General features: G+C 69.9%; 12 protein-coding genes. 10 read left to right on the top strand and 2 right to left on the bottom strand.

The window, feature by feature from the left end; all coding sequences use genetic code 11:
• Positions 1–57: 57 nt before the first annotated feature.
• Positions 58–1,596: a helicase HerA-like domain-containing protein gene (locus V7026_RS01095; RefSeq protein ID WP_334153403.1), complete on the bottom strand. Its 1,539-nt coding sequence runs from the start codon at positions 1,594–1,596 to the stop codon at positions 58–60.
• 142 nt (positions 1,597–1,738) lie between these two features.
• On the opposite strand from V7026_RS01095, the gene V7026_RS01100 reads away from it, so the two are divergent.
• The 8 genes from V7026_RS01100 to rng are packed head-to-tail and all read left to right on the top strand — an operon-like array spanning position 1,739 to position 8,481.
• A complete protein-coding gene (locus V7026_RS01100; protein ID WP_334153404.1) occupies positions 1,739–2,464 on the top strand; it encodes a YebC/PmpR family DNA-binding transcriptional regulator in 726 nt (241 codons plus the stop codon).
• Positions 2,465–2,472: 8 nt separating this feature from the next.
• Positions 2,473–3,762 (top strand): phosphoribosylamine--glycine ligase, encoded by a 1,290-nt coding sequence (gene purD, locus V7026_RS01105; protein ID WP_334153452.1) that lies wholly within the window; start codon positions 2,473–2,475, stop codon positions 3,760–3,762.
• A gap of 53 nt (positions 3,763–3,815) precedes the next feature.
• Entirely contained in the window at positions 3,816–4,736 is a 921-nt protein-coding gene (hemF, locus tag V7026_RS01110; RefSeq protein ID WP_334153405.1) for an oxygen-dependent coproporphyrinogen oxidase, read from the top strand.
• Positions 4,737–4,750: 14 nt separating this feature from the next.
• Positions 4,751–5,410: a nicotinate (nicotinamide) nucleotide adenylyltransferase gene (gene nadD, locus V7026_RS01115; protein ID WP_334153406.1), complete on the top strand. Its 660-nt coding sequence runs from the start codon at positions 4,751–4,753 to the stop codon at positions 5,408–5,410.
• Positions 5,411–5,422: 12 nt separating this feature from the next.
• On the top strand, positions 5,423–5,881 hold the full coding sequence (rsfS, locus tag V7026_RS01120) for a ribosome silencing factor (RefSeq protein ID WP_443082295.1): 459 nt from the start codon (positions 5,423–5,425) through the stop codon (positions 5,879–5,881).
• On the top strand, positions 5,878–6,348 hold the full coding sequence (gene rlmH, locus V7026_RS01125; protein WP_334153407.1) for a 23S rRNA (pseudouridine(1915)-N(3))-methyltransferase RlmH: 471 nt from the start codon (positions 5,878–5,880) through the stop codon (positions 6,346–6,348). The genes rsfS and rlmH overlap by 4 nt, the downstream gene beginning before the upstream one ends.
• The gene (locus V7026_RS01130; RefSeq protein WP_334153408.1) at positions 6,345–6,983 is read left to right on the top strand and encodes a Maf family protein; all 639 of its coding nucleotides are present in this window, start codon (positions 6,345–6,347) and stop codon (positions 6,981–6,983) included. Before rlmH ends, V7026_RS01130 begins: the two co-directional genes overlap by 4 nt.
• Positions 6,984–6,996: 13 nt before the next feature.
• Positions 6,997–8,481: a ribonuclease G gene (gene rng / locus V7026_RS01135; RefSeq protein ID WP_334153409.1), complete on the top strand. Its 1,485-nt coding sequence runs from the start codon at positions 6,997–6,999 to the stop codon at positions 8,479–8,481.
• 16 nt (positions 8,482–8,497) lie between these two features.
• Here the strand turns inward: rng and msbA are convergent, their stop codons facing one another.
• The gene (gene msbA, locus V7026_RS01140; RefSeq protein ID WP_443082296.1) at positions 8,498–10,330 is read right to left on the bottom strand and encodes a lipid A export permease/ATP-binding protein MsbA; all 1,833 of its coding nucleotides are present in this window, start codon (positions 10,328–10,330) and stop codon (positions 8,498–8,500) included.
• Between the two features lie 184 nt (positions 10,331–10,514).
• Here msbA and tolB point away from each other — a divergent pair, with 184 nt between their 5' ends.
• Both tolB and pal read left to right on the top strand, forming a co-directional pair.
• Entirely contained in the window at positions 10,515–11,867 is a 1,353-nt protein-coding gene (gene tolB, locus V7026_RS01145) for a Tol-Pal system beta propeller repeat protein TolB (protein WP_334153410.1), read from the top strand.
• Between the two features lie 59 nt (positions 11,868–11,926).
• Entirely contained in the window at positions 11,927–12,511 is a 585-nt protein-coding gene (pal, locus tag V7026_RS01150; protein ID WP_334153411.1) for a peptidoglycan-associated lipoprotein Pal, read from the top strand.
• The last annotated feature ends 2 nt before the right edge of the window (positions 12,512–12,513 follow it).

The raw sequence follows: 12,513 nt of genomic DNA on the forward strand, positions 1-12,513 counted from the left end.
GGCCGATACCAAGCCCGACGGGGAGGGCACAAACCCGGGGGCGGCTGCCGACGCCGCTCAGCGCCGCCGGGCGCTGCCGCCGACCAGTCCGCCCAGCAGCCCGCGCACGAGCTGCCGGCCCAGGTTGGCGCCGATCTCGCGCACCGCGGTCTTGACCACCGCCTGAACCAGCCCGTCTTGCTGCCCGCCGCGCGGGCCGGTGCGGCCAAACAGCACCTCGCCCACGCGGGCACCTAGGCCGGCGGAATCGGCCGGTGTGGACTGGGGTGCGGCGGCCGTCGAGCCGGCGGCACCGGCACCGTCGCGCGGCGGCTGACCGCCCTGATGGCTGGCGCGCAGCCGCTCATACGCGCTTTCGCGGTCCACCGCCTGGTCGTACACGCCTGCCACCAGCGAGTCGCGCAGTAGCGCCTGGCGCTCCTGCGGTGTCACCGGCCCCAGGCGGCTACCCGGGGGCGTGATCCAGACCCGCTCGGTCTCGCTCGGGCGGCCCTTGCTGTCGAGCAGGCTAACCAGGGCCTCGCCCACGGCCAGTTCGGTGATCGCGGCCTCGATGTTGAGCCCCGCCTTGGGCCGCATCGTCTGTGCGGTGGCCTTGACGGCCTTTTGGTCGCGCGGGGTGAAGGCCCGCAGCGCATGCTGAATGCGGTTGCCCAACTGGCCCAGCACGCTGTCGGGGATATCGAGTGGATTCTGGGTGACGAAGTACACGCCTACGCCCTTGGATCGCACCAGGCGCACGACCAGTTCGATGCGCTCCACCAACACCTTGGGGGCGTCTTCGAATAGCAGGTGCGCCTCGTCGAAGAAGAACACGAGCTTGGGCTTGTCCAGGTCGCCCACCTCGGGCAGCGCCTCGAACAGCTCCGACAGCAGCCACAGCAAAAAGGTGCCGTACAGCCGCGGCGCGTTGAGCAGCTTGTCGGCAGCCAGGATGTTGACCACGCCTTGGCTGTCCACCGTCTGCATCAGGTCGGTGATATCGAGCATCGGCTCGCCAAAAAACCGGTCCGCTCCCTGCTGCTCCAGCGCCAGCAGCCCGCGCTGGATGGCGCCGATGCTGGCCGCGCTGATGTTGCCGTATGCGGTGGTGAACTGCCGGGCGTTGTTGCCGACGTGCTGCAGCATCGCGCGCAGGTCCTTCAGGTCCAGCAGGAGCAGGCCCTGGTCGTCGGCAATCTTGAACACCAGGTTGAGCACACCGGCCTGGGTTTCGTTGAGGCCGAGCATGCGCGCCAGCAGTAGCGGGCCCATGTCGCTGATCGTGGCGCGCACCGGGTGGCCCTGCTCGCCAAACACATCCCACAGCGTCACCGGGCAGGCAGTGGGCGGCGGCGGTGTGATGCCGCGGTCCGCCAGCACCTGGGCCAGCTTGCCCTCGATGCGCCCGGGCTGGCTGATGCCGGTCAGGTCGCCCTTGACGTCGGCCATGAACACCGGCACCCCCAGGCGCGAGAGGCCCTCGGCCAGCGTCTGCAGGGTGACGGTCTTGCCGGTGCCGGTGGCGCCGGTGATGAGGCCGTGGCGGTTGACCTTGTCGGGCAGCAGCAGGCACTCGATGGCGTCGCGGCGGGCGATCAGAATCGGCTCGGTCATGGCGGGGTGTTCGGGTCGTGGGGCAGGGTGGGAGTCGCTTGCGGCTGGCTGCCGCCGGCCGCCGCAGGGGCGCGCGTAGAATAGCGGGCTACCCCAACGGTCAGCCGGACCCGATTATCGCGACGGAATCGACGAGGTTTGCATGGCAGGACATTCCAAGTGGGCCAACATCCAGCACCGCAAGGCGCGCCAGGACGAGAAGCGCCAGCGCATCTGGACGCGCGTGGTGCGCGAGATCATGATCGCGGCGCGCCAGGGCGGCGGTGACCCGGCCGCCAATCCGCGCCTGCGGCTGGCCATCGACAAGGCCAAGGCCGCCAACATGCCGGCCGACACCATCAAACGCAACATCGACAAGGCCACGGGCAACCTCGAGGGCGTCAACTACGAGGAGGTGCGCTACGAGGGCTACGGCATTGGCGGCGCGGCCGTCATCGTCGACTGCATGACCGACAACCGCGTGCGTACGGTGGCCGAAGTGCGCCATGCCTTCAGCAAGCACGGCGGCAACCTGGGCACCGAGGGGTCGGTGGCGTTTCAGTTCCAGCACTGCGGGCAGATCGTCTTTGAGCCCGGCACCAGCGAGGACAAGGTGATGGAAGTCGCCCTGGAGGCCGGCGCCGATGACGTCATCACGCAGGAGGACGGCTCGATCGAGGTGCTGACCGCGCCGGCGCAGTTCGAGGCCGTGCGCGACGCGCTGCAGGCTGCGGGGCTGGCCCCCGCGATGGCCGACATCACCTGGCGGCCCTCCAACACCGTGGTGTTGGAGGGCGAGGACGCGCAGCGCATGCAGAAGCTGCTCGACGCCATCGAAGACCTGGATGACGTGCAGGACGTCTTCCACAACGCGGAACTGCCGGAATGAACGAACGCATTCGGGTGCTGGTCGTCGGCGGCGGCGGCCGCGAGCACGCGCTGGCGTGGAAGCTCAAGCAGTCCCTGCGCGCGGGGCAGGTGTTCGTCGCGCCTGGCAATGGCGGCACCGCGTGTGATCCAGATCTGGTCAATGTGCCCATCACCGACGTCGCGGCCTTGCGCGACTGGGCGCTGGCCAACCGCATCGGCTTGACGGTGGTCGGGCCGGAGGCCCCGCTGGCCGCCGGCATCGTGGACGTCTTTCGCGCCGCGGGCCTGCGCATCTTCGGCCCGACGCAGGCAGCCGCGCAGCTCGAAAGCTCCAAGGCCTTTGCCAAGGCGTTCATGCAGCGCCACGGGATCCCCACCGCGGCGCACGAGACTTTCTCCGACCCCGCGGCGGCGCACGCCTACGTGGACCGGGTGGGTGCCCCCATCGTCGTCAAGGCCGACGGTTTGGCGGCGGGCAAGGGCGTGGTGGTGGCCATGACCGCTGCCGAGGCGCACGAGGCGATCGACTTCATGCTGGTGGACAACCGCCTGGGCGTGCAGCACAACGCCGAGGGGGCGCGTGTGGTCATCGAGTCCTACCTGCAAGGGGAGGAGGCCAGCTTTATCGTCCTGGTGGATGGCACCCATGTGCTGCCGCTGGCCACCAGCCAGGACCACAAGCGGTTACTGGACGGCGACGCCGGGCCCAACACCGGCGGGATGGGTGCCTATTCGCCCGCGCCCGTCGTCACGCCCGCGGTGCATGCGCGTGCCCTGCGCGAGGTGATCGAGCCGACCGTGCGCGCCATGGCGGCCGAGGGGACGCCTTACACGGGCTTTTTGTATGCGGGGTTGATGGTGGCGCCGGACGGCAGCATCCAGACGCTGGAGTTCAACTGCCGCATGGGCGATCCCGAGACGCAACCCATCCTGATGCGCTTGCGCAGCGACTTGGTGGAGGTGTTGCTGGCGGCGACCGAGGGGCGGCTGGACACCGTGTCCTTGGACTGGGACCCGCGCGTCGCTCTGGGCGTGGTGGTGGCGGCGGCCGGCTATCCGCTCACGCCGCGCAAAGGGGATGCCATCGTCGCGCTGCCGGCGGACGTGGCCGATGCCGTTGTCTTCCACGCAGGCACTGCACTGCAGCAGGGGCAGTTGGTGACCAGCGGCGGGCGCGTGCTGTGCGCCACTGCGTTGGGGGCCGACGTCGCCGCGGCTCGCGACCGCGCTTATGCGCTGGTGCGTGGCATCGCCTTCGACGGCATGCAGTACCGACACGATATCGGCCACCGCGCACTGGCGCGCCAGGCCGGCTGAATGCGCCCGCGGCCGGGCAGGCCGGCCGCCCACCGCGCCCCGAGGAGGCAACCATGGCCCACGAGCCCGTGACCCAGATGCGCGAATACCTGTTGGGTTTGCAGCAGCGCATCACCAGCGCCATTTCCGAGATCGACGGTCGCTCCTTCCATTCGGATGCCTGGGAGAAGGCGCCGGGGGAGGCGCTGCAGGGCAGCGGTGTGACGCAAATCCTGGAAGGCGGCGAGGTGTTCGAGCGCGCTGGCTGCGGGTTTTCGCACGTCAGCGGCCCGAAGCTGCCCCCGTCGGCCACGCAGCACCGCCCCGAGTTGGCCGGCGCGCCGTTCGAGGCCTTGGGCGTGTCGCTGGTGTTCCACCCGCGCAACCCCTATGTGCCCACCGTGCACATGAATGTGCGCATGATCACGGCGCGCCCGGCCCGCGGCGGCGAAGCGGTGAGCTGGTTTGGCGGTGGCATGGACCTCACGCCCTACTACGGCTTCGAGGAGGACGCGGTGCACTTCCACCGCACCTGCGCGCAGGCACTGGCGCCCTTCGGCGCGGACAAATACCTGCGCTTTAAGGCCTGGTGTGACGATTACTTTTGCCTGCGCCACCGCGGCGAGCAGCGCGGCATCGGCGGGATTTTTTACGACGACTTTTCGGAGCTGGGCTTCGAGGGCGGTTTTGCGATGACGCGCGCCGTGGGCGACGCCTTTTTGCACGCCTACCTGCCCATCGTGCAGCGCCGCGTCGGCACACCCTACGGCGAGCGCGAACGCCAGTTCCAGCTCTACCGCCGCGGCCGCTACGTCGAGTTCAACCTGGTCTGGGACCGGGGGACGCACTTCGGGTTGCAGTCGGGCGGGCGCACCGAGTCCATCCTGCTGTCCATGCCGCCGCTGGTGCGCTGGTCGTACAACGAGCGGCCCCAGCCCGGCACGCCCGAGCATCGGCTGTTGACCGAATTTCTGGTGCGTCGCGACTGGCTGTGACCGGTGCCACCCCCGTGTGCGCCCCTGCTGCGCGCCGCATTGGTGTGTACGGCGGCGCATTCGACCCACCCCATCGCGCGCATCGGGTCCTGGCTGAGGCGGCGCTGCGGCAACTCGCGCTCGACACCCTGCTGATCCTGCCCACCGGTCAGGCCTGGCACAAGGCCCGTCCGCTGACCGACGCGCGGCACCGGCTGGCCATGTGCCGCTTGGCCTTTGCCGATTTGCCCGGGGTGGTGGTGGATGGGCGGGAGATCGCGCGCGACGGCCCGACGTACACCGTGGATACCCTGGCCGAACTGCGCGCCGAGCATCCCGGGGCGGTGCTGTTCGTGGTCATGGGGGCGGATCAGTGGCTGGCCTTTCGCACTTGGCGGCGCTGGGACGACATCCTGCGCTGGGCGACGGTGGCCGTGGCCAACCGGCCGCTGGCCGAGGGCGGTGCACCGCTGCCCGATCTGGCCCAAGTGGGGCTGCCGTTCGTCGCACTCGATCTGCCCCCGACGGACCTGAGCGCAACGGCCGTGCGCGACCAGTGGCGCCAGGGCTGCCGGCCACCTGGCGCCAGCGATGCGACGCCCGCCCCCGATGTGGCGGCGCTGGTGCCGCCTGCTGTCGCGCGGTATATTTCCGACCATCGGCTCTATGCTGCGACGCTCGGGCCGGCCGCTTGACAAACCGATTCCATGACCGACACCGCCGCCCATCGCCAGATCCAGAAACTCCAGCGCGCCATCGTTGACGGCCTCGAGGACGTCAAGGCCCAGGATATCCAAGTCTTCAACACCGAGGCGATCACGCCGCTGTTCGAGCGGGTCATCATCGCCAGCGGCACCTCCAACCGCCAGACCAAGGCGCTGGCCGCGAGCGTGCGGGACAAAGTGGCCGAGGCCGGGTTTGCCAAACCCCGGGTGGAGGGGGAGGACAACGGCGAGTGGATCATCGTGGACTGTGGCGCGGCCGTCGTGCATGTGATGCAGCCTGCCATCCGCCAGTACTACCGGCTGGAGGAGATTTGGGGCGGCAAGCCGGTGCGCCTGCGCCGGGCGGCTCCGCGTGCCGCCACCCCGTCGGCGGCCGGAGCCGCTGCCCCGCGGGCGTCCGCGTCGCGGGGCCGCCGCTCGGCGGCCGACGACGCCGCATGAAATGGCATTTGCTGGCCGTGGGCCAGCGCATGCCCGACTGGGCCGAGGCGGCTTACGAGGATTACGCCAAACGCTTCCCGCCCGAGGCGCGGGTGCACCTGCGCACCGTCAAGGCCGAGCCACGCACCAGCGGCAAACCTGCCGACGCGCTGATGGCGGCCGAGCGCCAGCGCCTGGAGGCCGTCTGCCCGAAAGGCGCCCGCTTGGTCGTGTTGGACGAGCGCGGCGACCGCTGCACCACGCAGGAGCTGGCACAGCGTCTGCGGCAGTGGCAGCTCGACGGCGTCGACGTCGCTTTCGTGATCGGCGGGCCGGACGGGCTGGATCCCGCGCTGCGCCAGGCCGCCCGGCATCGGCTGCGCCTGTCTGACCTGACCTTGCCGCACGCCCTGGCGCGCGTGCTGCTTATCGAGCAACTCTACCGGGCGTGGTCTATCAACACCGGCCACCCCTACCACCGCGAATGACCGAGGCCCGCCCCGACCTGCCCACCGACGACCGCCCATGGGTGTACCTGGCGTCGCAAAGCCCACGCCGCCGCCAGTTGCTGGAGCAGTGGGGCGTAACCGCCGTGCCGCTGCTGCCGGATGCCGATGAGGACCCCGAGGCGCTGGAGTGCGTGCAGCCCGGGGAGGCACCGCTGGCCTATGTGCGGCGCGTTGCCCGCCTCAAGCTGCGGGCGGCAGAGGCCCGGCGCCAGCGCCGGGGCTGGCCGGTCGGTTTGGTTCTGTGTGCCGACACCACCGTCGCGCACGGGGGCGACATCCTCGGCAAGCCGGCGGACGCCGTGGACGCCGCTCGCATACTGCAGCGCCTGTCGGGTCGGCGCCATCAGGTGCTCACCGCGGTGGCGGTTACGCGGGGGCGGCGCGAATGGCTGGCGGTGAACCGTTCCACGGTCACCTTCAAGCCCCTGTCGCCGGAAGACATTGCGGCCTACATCGCCACCGGCGAGCCGTTCGGCAAGGCGGGCGCCTACGGCATCCAGGGCCGCGCCGGCCTGTGGGCCCGGCGCATCACCGGCAGCTACACGGGCATCATGGGCCTGCCCGCGTACGAGACGGCCGAGCTGCTGCGGCGCGCCGGCCTGTCTCTGCGGTAAGCTGTCGGCCATCATGGCCCAGCACGACATCCTCATCAACTGGTCCCCGCAGGAGTCCCGCGTCGCCCTGATCGAACAGGGCGCGGTGCAGGAGGTTCTGCTGGAGCGCGCGCTGGAGCGCGGTTTGGTGGGCAACATCTATGTCGGTCGGGTGCAGCGGGTGCTGCCCGGCATGCAGTCCGCGTTCATCGACATCGGGCTGGATCGCACGGCGTTTTTGCACGTGGCCGATTTGCTGCTGCAGATCAACGTCCGCCATGCTCCGGCGCGCGCGGGCGAGCCCGAGGCCCCCAGCATGCCCCCGATCGAGCGCCAGGTGTTCGAGGGGCAGTCGATTCTGGTGCAGGTGCTCAAGGACCCGATCGGCACCAAGGGCGCGCGGCTGACCGCGCAGACCAGCATCGCGGGGCGGCTGCTGGTGTTTCTGCCCCAGGACGGGCACGTCGGCGTGTCGCAAAAAATCCCGCCGGCCCAGCGCGAGGCGCTGCGCCAACGCCTGCTTGCCCTGGTGGGCGACGGCGGGGGCGGATTCATCCTGCGCACGAATGCCGAGGACGCCAGTGACGAGGAGTTGGCCGAGGACATCGCCTACCTGCGCAAGACCTGGGCCCGCATCCGAGAGCGGGCGGTGCAGGTGGCGCCCCCCGCGCTGCTGCACGAAGATCTGACCCTGGTGCAGCGGGTGCTGCGCGATCTGGCCGGGCCGCAGACGCGCTCCATCCAGGTGGATTCGCGCGAGCAGTTTGCGGCCCTGCAGGCGTTTGCCCAGGAGTACACCCCGCAGGTGGCGGACCGGCTGGTCCTCTACCGCGGCGAGCGGCCCATCTTCGACCAATACCATGTGGACGAGGAGATCGAGCGCGCGCTGGGGCGCCGCGTCGATCTCAAATCGGGCGGTTATTTGGTGTTCGACCAGACCGAGGCGCTGACGACGATCGATGTCAACACGGGCGGCTTCGTCGGGGCGCGCAACTTCGACGACACGGTATTTCGCACCAACCTGGAGGCGGCGCAGGCCATCGCGCGCCAATTGCGGCTGCGCAACCTGGGCGGCATCGTCATCATCGATTTCATCGACATGGTGCGCGACGACCACCGCGACGCCGTGCTGGCCGAGCTGCGCAAGCAGCTCGCGCGCGACCGCGTCAAGACAATGATCGGCGGTTTCTCGCAGCTGGGGCTGGTCGAAATGACGCGCAAGCGCACGCGCGAATCGCTGGCGCAGATGCTGACCGAAACCTGTCCCGCCTGTGACGGCCGCGGCCGGGTGCGTACCACGCGCACCGTTTGCTACGACATCCTGCGCGAGATTCTGCGCGAGGCGCGCGCCTTCAACCCGCGCGAGTTCCGCATCATCGCCGCGCCGCAGGTGGTCGAGCGATTTTTGGACGAGGAAAGCCAACACCTCGCAGGGCTGTCGGACTTCATCGGCAAGCCCATTTCGCTGCAGAGCGAAAGCACCATGACGCAGGAGCAATACGACATCGTGCTGATGTGAGCGGGCGGGCGGCGGGTCAAGCCGCGTCTTCGGCGGCGGAGACGGGACTGTCGCCATCGTCCAGCCAGCCGCCGCTGCCTTGGGCATAGAGCCGGGCATACAGCCCGCCGGCGGCCAGCAGTTCCCCGTGGCGGCCCTGCTCGATCACCCGCCCGGCCTCCAGCACGACGATGCGGTCGGCATGCGCGATGGTCGAAAGGCGGTGCGCGATCACGAGCGTGGTGCGTCCGGCCATCAGCCGGCCCAGGGCCTCTTGCACCAGGCGTTCGGATTCGTTGTCCAGCGCGGAGGTGGCTTCGTCCAGAATGAGCACCGGCGCATCCTTGTAGATCGCGCGTGCGATGGCGAGCCGTTGGCGTTGACCGCCGGACAACTGGGCCGCGTTGTGGCCCACGATGGTCTGCAGGCCCTCCGGCAGCGTCGGCCACCAGTCGCCCAGGTTGGCCGCCTCCAGCGCGGCGCGTACGCGCGGCTCGACGGGGTGGTCGTCACCCAGCGCCACGTTGGTCAATACCGTGTCGTTGAGCATTACCACGTCCTGGCTGACGATCGCAAACTGCCGCCTCAGGGCGCGCAACTCCCACTCGCGCACATCCACGCCGTCGAGCCGCACGGTGCCGTGGCTGGGGGCGACGAAGCGCGGCAGCAGGTTGATCAGCGTGGTCTTGCCCGATCCGGACGGGCCGACGAACGCCACCACCTCGCCCGGCGCAATCTCCAGCGACACGCCGCGCACCGCCGCACCCGGCTGGCCCGCATAACGCACCCACACGTCCTGCAGGCTGATGCGCCCCTGTGCCCGCCCGCCGTCGTGCTGCCCGCCGCTTTGTACCGGCGTGTCTTCGATCAGCGCCACTCCGCGTTCCAGCGCGGCCAGCCCGCGCGTGATTGGGGTGGCAATGTCCGCGAGCTGGCGAATCGGCGTCACGAGCATCAACATCGCCGTCACGAAGCCGACGAAGCTGCCGACCGACACCCCGCCAGAGGCCTGGTGAAGCGCCACCATGATGACGGCCGACAAGGCCGTGGCCGCCAGGATCTGCGACAGCGGCGTCATGGCCGCGGCCGCGACCGTGCTCTTGAGCGCCAGGCTGCGCAGCGCGGCGTTGAGGGTCGCAAACCGCCGCTGTTGCTGTGCCTGGGCGCCGTGCAGCCGCACCAGCCGGTGGGCCAGCACATTTTCCTCGACCACATAGGCCAGTTCGTCGGTGGCGGCCTGGCTGCGCCGGGTCACGCCGTACAGCCGGCGCGACAGGGCCTTCATGCCCCAGGACAGCGGCGGGAACATGGCCAGCACGATCAGCGTGAGCTGCCAGTTCAGCCACAGCAGATAGGCCAGCAACGCGGCGATCGTGAACACGGTGCGCACCAGGGTCAGCAGCGCGCCGACGAGCTGACCGGCGCCGTTTTGCACTTCGTACACCAGGGTGTTCGACAGGCGACTGGCGTTTTGTTCGGCGAACAGGCGCAGGTCCGCCTCGCCCAACCGCTCGAACATCGCGCGCCGCAGCGCCACCATGCCCCCATTGGTGGTGTAGGCCAGCCCGTACTGGGCGACGAAGGTGGCCAACCCGCGCAGCGCGAACAGGCCGATTAGCGCCACAGGGACCGTCCACAGGGGCAGGCCACCCGCGATGAACCCCTCGTCGAGCAGCAGCTTCAGCAGGGCGGGGATGGCGGGCTCGGTCAGCGCCGCGAGCAGCGCCCCCAGGGCGGCGATGCCCACCCCCGCCCGCGCGGGGCGGAAGTACGGCCACAGGCGCCGCAGCCGGTCGCGCACGCGCGCGCCAGCCTTGGCCCTGTCGGGGCCGGCGGCGGCTGGGGAGGGATCGGGCGCTGTGGTCGACAAGGCGGGCGGTGGAGCGGGGCCGTTGCGGCGGGAACTTTCTTGGGGGTGGTCGACACCCAGGGCCACGGTGACGCTTCCGGTATTATCCGCCGTACCGCGCATTTCCCGCACACATTCCCCGCACCCACCGCGCACGCCGCGGCGGTGCGTTCGTCTCGTTGTCCGACCGCCAACCACCGCTTCGATGACGCTCATTGATCGCTTCGGCACCCCCCTGTCCGGTCTGGAACGCGGCACTGCGCCGTGCCCGTCGTTCGCTCCGCTGTCGCGCCGCGGGCTGCTCGCGTCGGCTGTGGCCGGTGCGTTGGCCGCCTGGTCGGCGCCGGCAGCCGCCCAGTTCCGGGTCGAGGTGACCGGTGTCGGCGTGCAGCAGATTCCGTTCGCGGTCGCGCCGTTTCGGGTGCCGTCTGGCTTGCCGCAGGACGTGGCGGCCATTGTCGCGGCCGACCTGGTGCGCAGCGGTCAGCTCCGCCAGATTGCGGGCGGTCCCGCAGGGCTGGACGAGGCCTCGCGCCCGGATCTCGGGCCCTGGCGCACCCAGGGGGCGGATGCGCTGATCACCGGCAGCGTGCGCGGGCTGGCGGATGGCCGTTTCGACGTTCGGTTCCGCCTGTGGGATGTGGTGCGCGGCACCGACCTGGGGGGGCTGAGCTACCCCGTGAGCGCGGCCGATCTGCGGCTGGCGGCGCACCGCATCGCTGACTACGTGTACGAAAAGCTCACTGGCGAGCGGGGCGTGTTCTCCACGCGCATCGCGTATGTCACCAAAAATGGCGATCGCCACCAGCTTTGGGTGGCTGATGCCGATGGCGAGAATGCCCAGCCCGCCCTGACCAGCCGCGAGCCCATCATCTCCCCCGCATGGTCGCCCAACGGCACGCAGCTCGCTTATGTGTCGTTCGAATCGCTCAAGCCCGTCATCTACGCGCACGACATCGCCACCGGCCGGCGTCGGCTGCTGGCGAGCTTTCGTGGCTCCAACAGTGCGCCGGCGTGGTCGCCCGACGGCCGGCGCCTGTACGCCACGCTGACCCTGGCGGGCAGCTCGCAGATCTATGCGCTCGACCTGGACGGCGGCCAGCCGCAGCGCATCACCCAGACCGGTGGCATCGACACCGAGCCCGCCTTTGCCCCCGACGGCAAGTCGGTCTATTTCGTCAGCGACCGGGGTGGTTCGCCACAGATCTACCGCATGACCCCGGACGGGCGCGAGGTCACGCGCGTCACCTTCGAGGGGGGCTACAACATCTCCCCGGCGGTCAGCCCCGACGGCCGGCAACTGGCCTTCGTCTCCCGCATCGGGGATGCGTATCGCCTGCGCTTGATGGATCTGGCCAGCGGAACCGTCACCTCGCTGACCGACACCAACGCCGACGAAAGCCCGAGCTTTGCGCCCAACGGCCGCCTGATCATCTATGCCACGCGCGTGCAGGGCCGCGAGTCGCTGATGACCACCACCCTGGACGGACGCATCAAGACGCGGCTGGCGGCGAGCGGCAGCGTGCGCGAACCCGATTGGGGTCCGTTCCTGGCCTGATGGCGCGGGCGCGCCGACCGGTTTCTTTTCCTTTGGTTTTTTCACTTACGCAATCCACCATGAAAACCCCTGTTCGTCATTTCTGGCAACGTCATGCGGTCCGCGCGGGTGCGGCGCTGCTGGCGGCCTCCGTGCTGGCTGGCTGCTCCAGCGTCAAGCTGGACGAGAGTGCCCCCGTCAGCGATCGGTCGCCCACCCCGGTGGGTGTGGCGGGCGCGGGGGGCGGTGCCGGTGGCGCGGGCAGCGGCGCGGTGGACAGCCGCACCGTGGTGCCCGTGCAAACGCAGCAGCCCGGGGTGGGGCAGCCGCCGGCCAATGTCGCGCGCATCATCTACTTCGACTTTGACTCCTACACCGTCAAGCCCGAGTTCGTGGCGGTGCTGGAGGCGCACGCGCGTTTTCTGAACGCCGACCGCCAGCGCCGCGTGGTCCTGGAAGGCCACACGGACGAGCGCGGCGGGCGCGAGTACAACTTGGCCCTGGGCCAAAAACGCGCCGATGCCGTGCGCCGTGCCCTGGCATTGATGGGCGTGCAGGAGACGCAGATGGAGGCGGTCAGCTTCGGCAAGGAAAAGCCGGCGGCGCAGGGCAGCGGCGAAGAGGCCTGGAGCCAAAACCGCCGTGTCGAGCTGGCCTACCGCTGATT

The sequence above is a fragment of the Tepidimonas sp. genome (assembly GCF_036825565.1).
GTDB lineage: Bacteria > Pseudomonadota > Gammaproteobacteria > Burkholderiales > Burkholderiaceae_C > Tepidimonas.